The organism is Rhodococcus sp. 06-156-4, from assembly GCF_002259345.1.
Lineage (GTDB): Bacteria > Actinomycetota > Actinomycetes > Mycobacteriales > Mycobacteriaceae > Rhodococcoides > Rhodococcoides fascians_E.
In genome coordinates this window covers 186,420-201,058 of record NZ_NPGB01000014.1, presented here as the reverse complement: position 1 = coordinate 201,058, position 14,639 = coordinate 186,420, and the positions used below count along the sequence as shown (strand labels likewise).

At 65.6% G+C, this 14,639-nt stretch carries 13 protein-coding genes and 1 pseudogene; 9 read left to right on the top strand and 5 right to left on the bottom strand.

What is annotated here, in order from left to right:
• Window positions 1-46: 46 nt before the first annotated feature.
• The 7 genes from glmU to CH290_RS09035 all read left to right on the top strand — a co-directional run bounded on the left by glmU (window position 47) and on the right by CH290_RS09035 (window position 7,518).
• Complete coding sequence (gene glmU / locus CH290_RS09065; RefSeq protein ID WP_052060086.1) at window positions 47-1,531, top strand: bifunctional UDP-N-acetylglucosamine diphosphorylase/glucosamine-1-phosphate N-acetyltransferase GlmU; 1,485 nt, start codon at window positions 47-49, stop codon at window positions 1,529-1,531.
• Entirely contained in the window at window positions 1,528-2,511 is a 984-nt protein-coding gene (locus CH290_RS09060) for a ribose-phosphate diphosphokinase (protein WP_019664562.1), read from the top strand. The genes glmU and CH290_RS09060 overlap by 4 nt, the downstream gene beginning before the upstream one ends.
• A 340-nt stretch (window positions 2,512-2,851) precedes the next feature.
• A complete protein-coding gene (locus tag CH290_RS09055) occupies window positions 2,852-3,430 on the top strand; it encodes a hypothetical protein (protein WP_033190776.1) in 579 nt (192 codons plus the stop codon).
• Between the two features lie 26 nt (window positions 3,431-3,456).
• On the top strand, window positions 3,457-4,641 hold the full coding sequence (locus CH290_RS09050) for a sensor histidine kinase (protein WP_019664560.1): 1,185 nt from the start codon (window positions 3,457-3,459) through the stop codon (window positions 4,639-4,641).
• Entirely contained in the window at window positions 4,638-5,291 is a 654-nt protein-coding gene (locus CH290_RS09045; RefSeq protein ID WP_033190775.1) for a response regulator, read from the top strand. Before CH290_RS09050 ends, CH290_RS09045 begins: the two co-directional genes overlap by 4 nt.
• A 98-nt stretch (window positions 5,292-5,389) precedes the next feature.
• Window positions 5,390-6,142: an ABC transporter ATP-binding protein gene (locus tag CH290_RS09040; RefSeq protein ID WP_019664558.1), complete on the top strand. Its 753-nt coding sequence runs from the start codon at window positions 5,390-5,392 to the stop codon at window positions 6,140-6,142.
• On the top strand, window positions 6,139-7,518 hold the full coding sequence (locus CH290_RS09035) for an ABC transporter permease (RefSeq protein ID WP_020111378.1): 1,380 nt from the start codon (window positions 6,139-6,141) through the stop codon (window positions 7,516-7,518). The genes CH290_RS09040 and CH290_RS09035 overlap by 4 nt, the downstream gene beginning before the upstream one ends.
• On the opposite strand, the gene egtD is transcribed toward CH290_RS09035, so the two are convergent.
• Genes egtD through egtA form a run of 4 tightly spaced genes read right to left on the bottom strand, consistent with a single transcriptional unit; the run spans window position 7,492 to window position 11,750 of the window.
• Entirely contained in the window at window positions 7,492-8,487 is a 996-nt protein-coding gene (egtD, locus tag CH290_RS09030) for an L-histidine N(alpha)-methyltransferase (protein ID WP_033190774.1), read from the bottom strand. The two genes, CH290_RS09035 and egtD, sit on opposite strands and share 27 nt — an antisense overlap.
• Window positions 8,488-8,498: 11 nt before the next feature.
• Window positions 8,499-9,233, bottom strand: a complete 735-nt coding sequence (egtC, locus tag CH290_RS09025; protein WP_033190832.1) for an ergothioneine biosynthesis protein EgtC — start codon at window positions 9,231-9,233, stop codon at window positions 8,499-8,501.
• A complete protein-coding gene (gene egtB / locus CH290_RS09020; protein ID WP_026347696.1) occupies window positions 9,226-10,524 on the bottom strand; it encodes an ergothioneine biosynthesis protein EgtB in 1,299 nt (432 codons plus the stop codon). Before egtB ends, egtC begins: the two co-directional genes overlap by 8 nt.
• Window positions 10,521-11,750, bottom strand: a complete 1,230-nt coding sequence (gene egtA / locus CH290_RS09015) for an ergothioneine biosynthesis glutamate--cysteine ligase EgtA (RefSeq protein ID WP_019664553.1) — start codon at window positions 11,748-11,750, stop codon at window positions 10,521-10,523. Before egtA ends, egtB begins: the two co-directional genes overlap by 4 nt.
• Before the next feature lie 171 nt (window positions 11,751-11,921).
• Here egtA and CH290_RS09010 point away from each other — a divergent pair, with 171 nt between their 5' ends.
• Window positions 11,922-13,100, top strand: a complete 1,179-nt coding sequence (locus CH290_RS09010) for an aminotransferase class V-fold PLP-dependent enzyme (protein WP_033190831.1) — start codon at window positions 11,922-11,924, stop codon at window positions 13,098-13,100.
• A gap of 43 nt (window positions 13,101-13,143) precedes the next feature.
• On the opposite strand, the pseudogene CH290_RS09005 reads toward CH290_RS09010, so the two are convergent.
• Window positions 13,144-13,908, bottom strand: a pseudogene (locus CH290_RS09005) (DMT family transporter); the annotation flags it as partial.
• 60 nt (window positions 13,909-13,968) lie between these two features.
• On the opposite strand from CH290_RS09005, the gene CH290_RS09000 reads away from it, so the two are divergent.
• Entirely contained in the window at window positions 13,969-14,601 is a 633-nt protein-coding gene (locus CH290_RS09000; RefSeq protein ID WP_020111384.1) for a TetR/AcrR family transcriptional regulator, read from the top strand.
• Window positions 14,602-14,639: the final 38 nt, after the last annotated feature.

Genomic DNA, 14,639 nt, shown 5'->3' with positions numbered 1-14,639 from the left:
ATTGCCCTGAAGATCCAGTTCAGCGATCGTCGCCCGAGGAGCCCCGTTGCCGTTGCATACCGCCGTGGTCGTTCTCGCAGCAGGTGCAGGCACCCGAATGCGATCCAAGACCCCGAAGGTTCTGCATCCGCTGGCCGGGCGGACGATGCTCGCGCACGCTCTGCACGCCGCCGCCGACCTCGGTCCCGACCACCTCGTCACCGTCGTCGGACACGACCGCGAGCGGGTCACCGAATCCGTCCTCGAACTGAGCGAGGAACTCGGACGCACCATCGTCACCACGGTGCAGGAACAGCAGCTGGGCACCGGCCACGCAGTGCAGTGCGGCCTCAGTGCACTTCCCGACGATTTCGAGGGAACCGTCCTCGTCACGGCAGCCGACGTCCCCCTCCTCGACGGACACACCCTCAAAGCATTGCTCGACGAGCACCTGAGCGCGCCGCTTCCCGCAGCAGCGACGGTCCTGACGTTCGTGCCCGACGACGCCAACGGGTACGGCCGCATCGTCCGCGCCGACGACGATCAGGTCGCCGAGATCGTCGAACACGCCGACGCCACCCCCGCGCAGGTCCTGATCGACGAGGTCAACTCCGGCGTCTACGCGTTCGACGCGACCGCGTTGCGCGTCGCGCTCGGCAAGCTCAGTACGGCCAACGCGCAGCACGAGCTCTATCTCACCGACGTCGTCAAGATCAGCAAGAGCAGCGGCCTACCCGTGTACGGAACCCAGCTCGCCGACCCCGACCTGGTCATGGGCGTCAACGACCGCGTTCAGCTCGCCCACGTCACCGCCGTCCTCAACCGCCACATCGTCGAAAAGCACATGCGCGCGGGAGTCACCGTCGTCGATCCCGCGACCACCTGGATCGACATCGACGTCACCGTCGGTGCCGACGTTCGACTCGAGCCGGGTGTCCAGCTGCTCGGCAGCACCCACGTCGGCGAGGACGCCGTCATCGGACCCGACACGACTCTGCGCGACGTCGTCGTCGGCGAACGCGCATCCGTCGTACGTACGCAGGCAGACAAATCCACCATCGGGCCCGGCGCAACCGTCGGGCCCTTCGCCTACCTGCGCCCCGGATCGGACATCGGGGACAGCGCCAAGATCGGAACCTTCGTCGAGACCAAGAACTCGACCGTCGGCAACCACTCGAAAGTGCCGCACCTGACGTACGTCGGAGATGCGACCATCGGCGAACACTCCAACATCGGAGCATCGAGCGTGTTCGTCAACTACGACGGCGTCAACAAGAGCCGAACCGTAGTCGGATCCCACGTCCGCACCGGCTCGGACAACATGTTCGTCGCCCCCGTGCGAGTGGGCGACGGCGCGTACACCGGAGCAGGCACCGTGCTCCGCAACGATGTACCACCGGGGACGCTCGCTGTCTCCGCTGGTTCCCAGCGCAACATCGAAGGCTGGGTCGAGAAGAAGCGTCCAGGCACTGCCGCAGCAGACGCTGCAGCACGCGCTCTGGCGGCCGAATCGGCAAACGCGCAAAAATCAAAGGACGGCGAACAGCAGTGACCACCCCGAACTGGATCGACAACCAGAAGAACCTCATGCTCTTCTCGGGTCGAGCTCACCCCGAACTCGCACAGCAGGTTGCGAAGGAACTGGGGATCGAGGTAACCCCGCAGACCGCACGCGACTTCGCAAACGGCGAGATCTTCGTTCGCTTCGAGGAGTCGGTCCGAGGATCGGACGCCTTCGTCCTGCAGAGCCACCCCTTCCCGCTCAACACCTGGTTGATGGAACAGCTCATCATGATCGACGCGCTCAAGCGTGGATCGGCGAAGCGCATCACCGCGATCCTGCCGTTCTACCCGTACGCCCGCCAGGACAAGAAGCACCGCGGACGTGAGCCGATCTCCGCACGCCTCGTCGCCGACCTGCTCAAGACCGCAGGCGCCGACCGGATCATCACCGTCGACCTCCACACCGACCAGATCCAGGGCTTCTTCGACGGCCCCGTCGACCACATGCACGCACACAGCCAACTCGCCGATCACATCCGCGACAAGTACAGCCTCGAACACATCACCGTCGTCTCCCCCGACTCCGGCCGAGTCCGCGTCGCAGAGAAGTGGGCCGACAGCTTCGACGGCGCACCCCTCGCCTTCATCCACAAGACCCGTGATCCACTGGTGCCCAACCAGGTCAAGTCCAACCGCGTCGTCGGTGACGTCGAAGGCCGCACCTGCATCCTGATCGACGACATGATCGACACCGGCGGCACCATCGCCGGCGCCGTCAAGGTCCTCAAGGAAGCCGGAGCAGGCGACGTCGTCATCGCCGCCACCCACGGCGTCCTCTCCGACCCCGCCGCCGAACGCCTCGCCAACTGCGGAGCCAAGGAAGTCGTCGTCACCAACACCCTCCCCATCACCGACGAGAAGCGATTCGACACCCTCACCGAGCTGTCCATCGCACCCCTCCTCGCCCGCACCATCCGCGAGGTCTTCGAAAACGGGTCCGTCACAAGCCTGTTCAACGGCTCGGCCTAGGTCGTTCCGCAGGCTCCGGTGGTGTAGCTCCGCACTTTCCGGAGCGAACGTGGCGTTCAGTCCGTCTGACGGACCGAACGCCACGTTCGCTCCAAACGGACGGTCCACCCAAGTGACCGAACGTCACGTTCGGTTTCTTTACACCCGCTCCGCAGACCCCTGATTCCTGGAAATGAGCTTCGTCACTTCGGTGATGGAAAGCGCAGTTCGGGAGGGAGGGGGTGTGCGGGGCGGGTTGCGTTGTACCCTAAGATGACTCGTCGTGATCGACGCGCAAACCATGGACAGCCCTGCAGCAACTTCTACCGTCCGTATCGCCCGGTGGACTCCGGGTGGGTGCGTGTGGTGCGGAAGCACCGACTCGATCGAAACTTATCGCAATGAACCGCGTTGCGGCCTGTGCCGTGAAAAAGAAGCCGTCATCGACGAGGCGAAGCACTTCATCGGCATGTACGGTCTGCGCCCACTCGGCGGCACTCTTGCGTCCGACGACGAGGAGGAGCGCGAGTACCGCGTCACTGCTCGTGATGCTCGTGCCGTGCTGAACAGCATTCGTCTCGAGAAGCTGCCGGATCCGGCTGCGGTTCGCAAAGCGTTGCGCCCCAGGGCTGCTGCTGCAGTTGCTGCTCCTCGCCAGGCACCGAGCAGTGCAAGCTCGTCGTCTGCTTCCTCTGCTGCTGCGAGCAAGCCGGCCGCTCCCAAGAAGCAGCAGGCGGGTGTCAGTGGCATCGACATGATCGAGCTCGAGTCGCGAGTGCAGAAGTTGCTCGCTCAGCTCACCGACGTCGACTCACAGATCAGCGCGATCGAGGGACAGGAAAGCCTGCCGGCACGCGCGCGCCGCAAGGATCTCGAGAAGCAGCGCACCACCGTGCTCACCACCCTCGGTGCGCTCGAGAAGGCGCGTCGCCGCATCTGACACTCGGCGGTACGTACCCTGGACGGGTGTTCAGGACGCTAGCGCGCTATCAGGTCGCCATCGACGTCGGATTCGCCGCCGTCTTCACGGCCGTGCTGTTTCCGTCCGCCGCCGCAGACAACGGTGCGCTCGCCGTTGTCGTCCTGCTCGGCTACGGCGTCGCGCTGGCACTGCGTCGTCTCTCGCCTCCTCTGGCGCTGGCGATCTCCTGGGTCTTCGCCATCGGTCAGATGGCCGGTGGTCTCGGCACACAGGGCGCCGACACTGCAATTCTGTTCGTGCTGTTCGCCACTGCTGCATACGGTTCGGACCGCGTTCGCAAGATCGGTCTCGTGTCCACCGTCGTCGGCGGCATAGTCGCCGCTACCTTTCTCACCCTCGTCGGGGACCCGAACGTCTCACCGGACGGCAGCCGCTCCGTCGGCGACTACGCGCAGCAACTGATCATCCTGCTGGTTGCCTCCTGGGCTGTCCTGGGATTGTCGTGGGCGCTGGGTCGCATCGCGCTGGCGAACCGGATGTCCATCGAGGAGAAGCACCAACGCGCGTTGGCCGAGATCGAACAGGAACGGGCACTGCAGGACATTGCCGTCGAACACGAGCGCAACCGAATCGCCCGCGACATGCACGACATAGTCGCGCACTCCCTCGCCGTCGTCATCGCGCAGGCCGACGGTGCCCGGTACGCACGCAAAGCGGATCCCGAGGCTGTCGACGAGGCCCTCGGCACCATCGCAGGCACCGCTCGCGACGCACTACGCGACGTCCGCGGCGTGCTGGCCCAGTTACGCCACAACACCGACGACGTTCCGGCCACGGAATCGCAGGACCTGTCCACGTTGGTCGACCGAATGCGCGCGGCCGGGCTGCGGATCGACTTCGATTCCACCGGCGACTCCGCAAACCTGGGTGCCGGAGGTCATCTGACGCTGTACCGGATAGCGCAGGAGGCACTGACCAACGCTCTGCGGCACGGGGACTCGTCGCGCCCGGTATCGGTAGCCGTCGAGTCCGGACCCAGCGGCACGACGCTCACCGTGCGCAACTCGGTGCGAAAAGCACCCGAATCCACGGGCGGGCACGGCCTCATCGGTATGCGCGAACGCGCGGTCCTGTCCGGCGGCACCCTGAAGACCAGCCACGATCATGGTGTGTGGACACTCGTCGCGCACATTCCCGGAGCACTCACAGGAACGGAGCCTGCGGAATGAGCCGAATCAGGGTAGCGCTGGTCGACGACCAGCAGCTTTTTCGTGCCGGGATCAGGATGCTGATCTCGTCGCAACCCGATCTCGAGTTCGTCGGCGAGGCCGGCGACGGCAAGGCCGGGGTCGAGTTGGCGGCCGAGGTCTCCCCCGACGTCGTGTTGATGGACATTCGGATGCCGGTTCTCGATGGCATTGCGGCGACAGCGGAGATCGTCGCCGCATCGAGCGAGCCGCCGAGGATCCTCGTGTTGACGACCTTCGATCTCGACGAGAGTGCGGCGAAGGCGATCAAGGCCGGCGCGAGTGGATTCGTTCTCAAGGACGCCGATCCTGAATTCTTGCTCGCGGCGATCCGCACCGTTCATGCCGGTAACTCGGTGATCGCGGCGTCGGCTACGACGGCGTTGCTCGGTCACTTCACCGACACTCCGGCAACTCCACAGGTGCCCAAGGAGTTCGAGCTTCTCACCGCACGTGAACGCGAGCTGTTTCACCTGGCGGCGAGGGGTGCGAGCAACTCCGAGATCGCGGCACAGGAGTTCCTGAGCGAAGCAACCGTCAAGACTCACATCAGCAGAATCTTCACGAAGCTCGGTCTGCGGGATCGCGTTCAGTTGGTCGTGTACGCCTTCGAACACGGTCTGGTGCGGTGAACTCCCCGATGCACCGACCCCAGATCATCCTCTGGATGTACGAAGCAGAGACTGCAGCCTGACGCTTTTCACCCCGGTGGTTCGTAGTTTCTACAGACATGACCACAACACCAGCACCGGTAGCCCGGGTTCACCGGGTCCACAAGAGCTACGGCGACGCAGCCAACCACGTGAACGCGCTCGACGACGTGTCGCTCGACATCCGCTCCGGAGAGTTCACGGCCATCATGGGCCCGTCGGGCTCCGGCAAATCGACCCTCATGCACGTGATGGCGGGCCTCGATTCGGTGACGTCCGGGCAAGTCGTGCTCGCGAACACCGACATCACCGATCTCGGCGACGATGCACTCACCGAGCTTCGCCGACGCCAGATCGGCTTCATCTTCCAGGCTTTCAATCTGGTCCCGACGCTGGACGTCAGATCCAACATTCTGCTTCCGTTCGAGCTCGACGGCCACGCACCGACCGAGATGGAAGCCGCATGGGTGGAACAGCTCATCGCCACACTGGGCCTGAGTGAACGCACGTCCCATCGCCCCCATCAGTTGTCCGGTGGGCAGCAGCAGCGGGTCGCCATCGCACGGGCGCTCGGCTCGCGGCCACACCTGATCTTCGCGGACGAACCGACGGGAAACCTCGATTCCCGCACCGGCCGTGAAGTTCTCGCGCTCCTGGCGGCCGCGGTTCGCGAGTACGGGCAGTCGATCGTCATGGTCACGCACGACCCGGTCGCGGCCAGCTACGCAGACCGGATCGTGTTCCTGGCGGACGGGCGAATCGTCGACGAGCGCGGACGTTCGACGCCCGAGCAGATCTCCGGTTACATGCTTGCGATGGAGAAGGTCGCATGAGGGCCGCCACCGCGTCGACACCGCGTCGTGAACACGGAGCGAGCATCCTCGTCACAGCGCTCGCATCGTTCTTCGGTGTGGTGCTGATCCAGGCAACGGCGTTCCTGCTCGACATCTTCGGTACCGACGGACAAGGTGCTGTCGCCGTCGCTCTCTACAGCGTCGCGATGGTGTTCGTACTTCTCGCGCTGTACGTCGCGTCGGTCGTCACCGCGAACACGTTCGGTACGATCGTCGCCGGCCGCACGAAAACCATTGCGCTGCTCCGGCTCCTCGGTGCATCCGGCCGAGAACTGCGTCGATCCGTGTCCCGGGAAGGACTGTCCGTCGGACTGTTCGGTGCCGCAGTAGGCTTGGTGGTGGGTGTCGCCGCCAGTCACCTCGCCCGAGCGATCGCCGTCGGTGCAGGCAAGCTACCCGACGTCGCATACACGACGGTGCAGCCACTCGTCGCGCTGCCGGTCGTCATCGTCGTGGGAACCACGTGGGCCGCGTCGTACATCGGGAGCAAACGCGTCCTCGACGTGACGCCGATTCAGGCGACGGGCGTCGTCGTGACCGCTGCGTCCGAGGATTCGCGGCGGCGAGCCGCACGCACGACGTTGTCGATCGTTCTCATCGCCGGTGGCGCAGTGTTGTTGGGACTCGGGGTGCTCGTCGGCACGGTGACCCCTGCCGGTGTGCTCATCGCCTTCTTCGGCGGCGCCGCGTCGTTCACCGGCATCATGGTCGGCGCACACAGAATCGTGCCGTGGGTCCTGCGAGTAGTCGGCAGGCTCTTCGGCAGCACGCCGTCGGCGCGCCTGGCCGCAGCGAACGCAACGCGGTACCCGGAGCGTGCCACGCGCACAGCGCTGGGTCTGCTGATCGGCGTCACGCTGGTGGTGACGTTCGCCGTGGCGATGTACAGCTACCGAACGATGCTGCAACACGAGTTCAGCGAAGAATCGCTCGATCAGGTGCTGACGGTGACCGTCGGGATCATGACCGGACTGATCGGCTTCTCGGGTGTCATCGCGGCCGTCGGGATGGTCAACAACCTCTCGCTCAGCGTCATGCAGCGCACCCGCGAACTCGGCCTGTTGCGCGCTCTCGGCTTCACCCGCAAGCAGGTCCGTGGAATGATCGTGTCCGAGAGCGCGCAGATGGTGATCGCGTCGATGGGTTTCGGCCTTCTCCTCGGCATCGTCTACGGATGGGCGGCCGCGCAATCGCTGCTCGGTTCCATCGCGCAATCGGGCATCGGCCTGCCGACGCTGCCATGGGCGCTCATCGCCGGAACCGTCCTGTCGGCTGCGGTGCTGGCGTTGGTGGCCTCGCTCATGCCGTCGCGCCGAGCGAACTCCATCTCACCGGTCGTCGCGCTGTCCGAGTGATGTCCGACTGGCGAGGATGAGGGCGAACCTGCTCTCCGGATCGGTCCAGAACTCGTCGACGCGGAACCCCGCGTCGACGAGTTCTGCTTCTATCCCCTCTTTCCTGAACTTGGCCGAGATCTCCGTGCGTAACTCCTCGCCCTCGTCGAAGTGGACGTCGAGGTCGAGATCCTCGATTCGGATGTCCTGCGCCGTGCGAGCCCGCAAACGCATCTCGATCCACTCGGCGTCCGAATTCCACAGCGCCACATGTTCGAACTGGCCTGGATCGAAGTTCGCGTTCAAACGCTCGTTCAACACCGACAGAACGTTCGCGTTGAACTGCGCCGTGACACCGGCCGCGTCGTCGTACGCCGGGACGACCACACTCTCCTCGACTACCAATCCGACTCCCAGCAGCAGGAATTCACCGACGATCAGAGCCTGGGCGATGTCGGCGAGGAAGAGCGCACGCTCCTCGGGAATGAGATTGCCCAGAGTGCCGCCCAGGAACGCGATGGTTCGGCTGCCGTCGGCAGGAAGGTTCTGCAGGGTATCGGTGAAATCGCTGACGATCCCCTGGATCTCGAGCCCGGGATGCTCGCGGGCGATCACCTCGATCGCCCCCTCCAGTGCCGTCGGCGACACGTCCTGGGGTACGTACTTGCGCAGCGACCCGTGCTTGATGCCCGCATTCAGCAGCAGTCGTGTCTTCTCCGAGGACCCCGAACCCAACTCCACCAGTATCGCGGCGTCCGTCCGCTCGGCGACGTCGTAGGCGTGTGCCTCGATCAGTGCACGCTCGGTGCGCGTCGGGTAGTACTCCGGCAGTTCGGTGATCTGCTCGAACAGCTCGCTCCCACGCGCATCGTAGAACCATTTGGGAGAAATCCTTTTCGGCGCCGCCGTCATACCCAACCGCACATCGGAACGAAGATCGTCGAGCAGCCTTTCGGGTGAGATGTGCACGTCCAGAGCGATATTAGCCATAAGCTTTCCCCTCAATCGAGATCTGTGACGTCGACATGCCCCGGTCGGGCGACGACGAAAGTTCGGTCCGCAAGCGACACCCACCGGGAGTCCCCGTCGGTGGGCTCGGATGCCACGGTGACGGAGTCCCCCGTGTCCAGTACGGAGAGCGAGTGGTACACCGCGCTCGCGTACAACGTGTGACCGTCGCTCAGCAGGAGATTCAGACGCGGAGCGGGCGACGACTGTTCCACGCGGGAGATCAACACCCGCAACGCTTTCTCCGGATCGTGCTGCCGCAGCAGGTTCCGGAGAATCACCCACAGAGCCGCAGAATCCGTCGGTGCCGGCAGTGCCAGCAACTCGGTCGGCGGCACCTCCGACGCCAGTTCGGCCAACGCGTCGGGCCACCCGAACACGACACCGTTGTGGCTGAACGCCCACGTCCCGTCCGTGAACGGGGCGCAGGCACTCCGCTCGACCGGCATCCCGACGGTTGCAGACCGAACGGCTCCGAGCACGGCCGTCGACGACGTCGCACCGAGTACGTCGGCGACCGCCGGGTCCGACCAGATCGGCATCGCATTGCGGTAGCTGCGGGCACCGTCGTCGTCCCACCACGCCGCGCCGAATCCGTCGGCGTTGATCGTGCCGCCGCCCCGCATGTCCTTCGGCGCCCAGGACTGCACGAACAACGAGTTCTCGCCGGCGGTGAGAACGTCGGCGACCGACCGTCTCGGTCCGAGATAGCCCAGGTGCCTACACATCTCGGGCACACCGGAAGCCGGCGAAGATCTGCCTCCGGATCGGGTGGTCCCAGTTGCGGAACGTGCCGCGGCACGCGACCTCGTCCGTCCCGAACGATCCGCCGCGCAGGACCTTGTAATCACCGCGCAGAAACACCTCGGAGTACTCGGCGTACGGGAACGGCTCGAAGCCCGGGTAGGGCTCGAAATCCGACGACGTCCACTCCCACACGTCACCCATCAGCTGCTGCACTCCGAGCGGCGACGCCCCGGCCGGGTAGGCGCCGACGTCGGCGGGTTCGAGGTGCCGCTGACCGAGATTGGCGTGCACCTCGGTCGGTTCGGCATCTCCCCACGGGTACTTGCGTACCGTCGCGGTCGCTGGATCGAAACGGGCAGCCTTCTCCCACTCCGCTTCGGTCGGCAGCCTTTTGCCTGCCCACCGCGCGTACGCCTCGGCTTCGAAGAAACAGACGTGTACGACGGGCTGGTCGGGCTTGATCGGTGCCGTCACCCCGAATGCCCGACGCCACCAGCTGCCGTCGGCGTCGCGTTCCCAGAACTGTGGGGAAACGAGCCCTTCGGCGGTTCGGTGTGCCCAGCCGCGTTCGCTCCACAGTTCCGGACGCGAGTATCCACCGTCGGCGATGAATTCCTCGTACTGACGATTGGTCACGGGCGCGACGTCGAGGGCGAACGTGGCGACGTACGTCGAATGTGCGGGTCGTTCGTTGTCGAGTGCCCACGGGTCGAGCGTGGTGCCCATGGTGAAGACACCACCGTCGACGATCACTTCTCCGGCCGCCGAGATCTGCGCTGCGGGAGGAGGCGGCGCGTGGAGAACCGCTGGACCGGTACGTAATTGGTGGGTCGCGAGCATCGTCTCGTCGTGCTGCTGCTCGTGCTGGGCCACCATGCCGAAGGCGAAGCCATCGCGTTCGAGCCTGCGCCCGTCCAGCGGACTGGCGGAGAGTACGTCCCACACCTTGTCGCGGACGGACCCGACGTACGCGCGCGCCTCGTCCGGTGTCAGCAGTGGAAGTGACGGACGGCTGGACCGGGAGTGCTTGAACGCGTCGTACAGTTCGTCGATGTCGGACCGTACCGGTTCGCGCCCGCCGACGTCGCGGACAAGCCAGAGTTCTTCCTGATTCCCGATGTGCGCGAGGTCCCAGACGAGCGGGCTCATCAGCGGCGAATGCTGCGCGGTGAGGTCCGCGTCGTCCACTGCGTCGGTGAGGGCCGAACTGCGGGCACGACTGCGGGCGAGTACCCGCTCGACGGTGCTGCGCAGTTGTTCGGTGCTCGTCATGCCGATTCCTTTCCGGTGGAATGCTGTGCGATAGGTGCCGATGCGAGACGACATCGCTCGGCGGTGTCCAGCAACAGCGTTCGATGGTCCGACGAGTTGTCGGCAGCCAAGTGCAGCAACGCTTCTGCGGCACGACGAAGATCGGAATCGGCGAGACCGTCGCGGGCAGCGTCGACCCACCGGCCGGCAGTCTCCGCCGCGATCTGCGTTGCGCGCTCGATCACGTCGGGCCCGGACAGCAATGCGTCGAACAGGGCTGCGGGAACGACCCACTGGCCGTCGGGCTGTGCGTCGAGGTAGCGGATCTCGAAGTGCCCACACGCGCGAACGTGCGGAAACAACGTGGTGAGGTGGTAATCGAGATCATCGGTGGTCGGTGGTCGCCCGACACGGCCGTGGTCGGCAATCCAGTCAGCGAACGTCGTTCCCGGTGGAGCCGTCCAGTTCTCGCTCTCGCCCCTGATACATAGCAGCGGGACGTCGAGCGCCCAAGCCGAATAGTCCGCGATCGGATCGCCCGTGTTGGGCACTTCGGTTCTGCTGCCGTCCAATTCGAGCCACGTCCGCATCCGCTGAGACGCCCAGCTCCCCTCCGGTGCACCGCGTAGCGTCGGCGAGCACGCGAAGGCGGCGACGAGTGCGGGCCCGACGGCCTCCAACATGGTCCACCGGCGCGCCACGTCCTCGCGGTCCCGCCCGGCGTCGACGCTCACCTGAACGGCGGCCGTGTTGCACATCATCAGTTTGCCGAAGGGGCCGATGGTCGTGAACCTGTCCTCCATCGCGCAGTATCGAGGGAGAACGAGCAGACGCTGCGGTTCCCGGTCGCGATCTGCGGGAACGGACGTCATACCGATCCGTGCGGTGTTCAGCATCGACTCGAGAAGACGGGAGTCCGCGTCGACCGATCGAGCGAGCTCCCGCACCGACGGGAACGGCGAACTGGACAGTTCCACCTGGCCACCCGGCTCGATGGTCACGACGCTCCCGCCGGGGAGCGGACGGGCAGGCGAGATGGAGGAAATGTTTCGCGGGGCGTACTGCCCGAGGGCAGCCGCCAGAGAGTCCAACGCGGGCCTCGCCCCGTCCGGCGTGTGTGTCAACCACTCCAATTCGGCACCGATGAGTCGAGGTGGACCGAGCTTGAAGCACACACGTTCGACGTAGGCCGCTGCGGCAGGCCGCGAGCTCAGCCCCCGGGACTTGACCGTGGACGTCATCGCCATCTCCTCACGTTCGTCCCGACTAGCTGAGTTGCCACGACTACCCGAGGCTGTTCCGCTCGAAACCGAGCACATGTGAAAGCCTTGCAGGAGTGAAGCCTGCGGATCGACCCGTCGGGCTCCGCTTACGACAGTAACCACGACTCCCCAGCAGTGCACCAGGAAGGCGTCGACATGTTCGATCTCGATCGGATCCGCCGGGACACACCGGCCGCGGTCTCCTCGATTTTCCTCGACAGCGCGGGATCGTCACTGCCGCCCGACCCCGTCGTCGACGCCGCCGTCGCACATCTTCGTCGCGAAGCGGCGGTCGGTGGATACCGCGCAGCGAACGAACGGATGGCCGATCTCGCGGCAGTCAAGACCTCCATTGCCAGGTTGATCGGCGCGACGCCGTCGGGCATTGCTCTGAGCGACAGCGCAACTCGATCGTGGAGCGACTTCTTCTACTCCATCCCGCTGACTCACGGTGATCGGATACTGCTCTGCCAGGTCGAATACGCGTCCAACGCGATCGCTGCCCTGCAGCGCGCCGCCGCGACGGGCGCAACCGTGGAGTTCGTACCGAGCGACCCCTCGGGCCAGATCGACCTCGCCGCACTCGAGGACATGCTCGACGAACGCGTCCGAATTGTCTCACTTGTCCACGCGCCCACCAACGGTGGACTGATCAATCCCGCACGAGAGGTCTCCGAACTCGCCCACCGAGTCGGCGCACTCGTACTGCTCGACGCATGCCAATCAATCGGACAGGTGCGCGTCGACGTCGGCGAACTCGGGGTGGACGCACTCAGCGCGACGGGCCGAAAGTGGTTGCGCGGGCCCCGCGGAACGGGATTCCTCTACGTCCGCCCAGGTCTCGCCGACACGCTCGAGCCACCGGCACTCGATCTGCACAGTGCGCAATGGAGCGGCGAACGTGAGTACCAACTCGCGGCCGACGCCTCGCGGTTCGAATTCTGGGAATGCTCCGTCGCGTCCCGACTCGGGCTCGGCGTGGCCGTCGACTACCTGCTGGACATCGGAATCGATGCCGTCCAGGACGCCGTCAGCGCCCGCGCCGAACACCTACGCGCCGGCCTTCGCACCGTCGCAGGCGTCACCGTCCACGACCTCGGTGACCGGCGCAGCGGCATCGTGTCCTTCACCGTCGACGGCAGGAATCCCACCGACGTGCGCGACGAGTTGGCCGCGAAGGGCATCACCGTGACGGTCAGCCATCGACGTTCGACACTCGTGGACATGAGCTCGAGAGGGTTGGACTCGGTGATTCGCGCATCTCCGCACTACTTCGTGACGTTCGATCAACTCGACGAGCTGGTCGCCTCCATGCACACAGGGCGAGGGCACTGATCGCCGTCCCGGCCACAGCCGTCCAGGTGATGGGGTCGCCGAACATCAGCAGAGCCCACACCATCGTCGTCGCAGGTGTGAGGTAGAGCAGCGCGCTGACACGGGTGGCCCCGCTGCGGCGCAGGACGAACATGTAGGTGCCGTATGCGCCGAAGGTCGACAGCACGACCAACCACGCGACCGCGCCCCAGAAGCCGACCGTGACGGGCGGCGTTGCGTCGCCGAGAACCGCGCTCCATCCCATGAAGAGTCCGGCCGCGACGCACGCCTGGATCAGCATCGCGAGCGGAATCGGTTCCGTCGTGCGCAGCTTGCGTTCGACAACGGTGCCGACGGCCAGCGACACCATGCCCGCCAGCGGCAGCAAGTACACGAACCAGGGCGCACCCTCACCGCCGAGGTCACCGGCGACCACGACGACGACTCCACCGAATCCCACGGTCAGAGACACGAACTTGCCGACGCCGAAACCCTCGCCCAACAGACGTGCAGCCAGGCCCGCCACGACCAGGGGCTGCATGGCCGCGATCAGCGCCGCCGTACCCGCCGGAACACCGAGCCCGACGCCCCCGAACACGCACGCCAGGTAGAGGAACTGGCTGAAGAAGCCGAGCACACTCTGCCGGCGAACCCCCGCCCAGGTCGTGCGGAGCCCCCGATACCAGCACCAGGCACCGAGGATCGCGACAGCAACGAGGTACCGCCATCCCAGCAGGGTGTGTGCGGGCGCGTGGGCGGTGCCGAGGTCCGCGCCGATGAATCCGGAACTCCACAGAATCACCAGAGCGGTGGCCGCTAGTTTGTCCATACCGACGAGGTAACCATACAGGTCTGTATACTTGCAGTGGACCTGTGATCGGAGACACCCATGACCAAGGCTTTGACACCCGCGGGCGAGCGCATCCTCACCGTCGCCAGCGCGTTGTTCTACGAACGCGGCATCCGGGCCGTCGGCGTCGACCTCATCGCCGACGAAGCCGGGACGACGAAGAAGACGCTCTACGACCGGTTCGGCTCCAAGGACGGACTGGTGATGCGGTACCTCGAGCGACGCTTCGAGAGATGGCGCGAGTTCGTCAACGCCTACCTCGAACCGATCCCCACCGGCCCCGAACGCGTCCTGAGCATCTACGACGCGCTGGCCTCCTGGATGCGCGACAACCACCGCGGCTGCGGGTTCGTCAACGCCTTCGCCGAATACGGCGGGACCGACCACCCGGCCCTGGACGTCATCCGATCCGAGAAGGACTGGACGCGAGCACTGTTCGTTCAGCTCGCCGAGGACGCAGGCCTGCCTGCACCCGACGAGCTCGGCCTGAAACTGTCCCTTATCCACGAAGGCGCCGTCGTGATGAGCACCGCGGGAGCTCGCGCCGACGCCGTCGACGTCGCCCGATCCATCGCCTCCACCCTTGTGAATGGAATCGTGAGTGGAGCCTTGCAGTCCGGTCGCTCCGCAGGCTCCGCTCCTTCCCCCAGGTCTACGTTTCCACTCACGTGAGGGGGTCGTGTAGAGTCTCCCGGGTTGTCTCGGCGAGG

What these genes read in the sequence shown, in the direction of transcription:
- egtB (WP_026347696.1), bottom strand. Translation starts at nt 10,524, where the DNA reads ATGACGAGCACCGAACAACTGCGCAGCACCGTCGAGCGGGTACTCGCC.
- egtA (WP_019664553.1), bottom strand. Translation starts at nt 11,750, where the DNA reads ATGGCGATGACGTCCACGGTCAAGTCCCGGGGGCTGAGCTCGCGGCCT.
- CH290_RS09035 (WP_020111378.1), top strand. Translation starts at nt 6,139, where the DNA reads ATGAGGGCCGCCACCGCGTCGACACCGCGTCGTGAACACGGAGCGAGC.
- CH290_RS09010 (WP_033190831.1), top strand. Translation starts at nt 11,922, where the DNA reads ATGTTCGATCTCGATCGGATCCGCCGGGACACACCGGCCGCGGTCTCC.
- egtD (WP_033190774.1), bottom strand. Translation starts at nt 8,487, where the DNA reads ATGGCTAATATCGCTCTGGACGTGCACATCTCACCCGAAAGGCTGCTC.
- CH290_RS09040 (WP_019664558.1), top strand. Translation starts at nt 5,390, where the DNA reads ATGACCACAACACCAGCACCGGTAGCCCGGGTTCACCGGGTCCACAAG.
- egtC (WP_033190832.1), bottom strand. Translation starts at nt 9,233, where the DNA reads ATGTGTAGGCACCTGGGCTATCTCGGACCGAGACGGTCGGTCGCCGAC.
- CH290_RS09000 (WP_020111384.1), top strand. Translation starts at nt 13,969, where the DNA reads ATGACCAAGGCTTTGACACCCGCGGGCGAGCGCATCCTCACCGTCGCC.
- CH290_RS09045 (WP_033190775.1), top strand. Translation starts at nt 4,638, where the DNA reads ATGAGCCGAATCAGGGTAGCGCTGGTCGACGACCAGCAGCTTTTTCGT.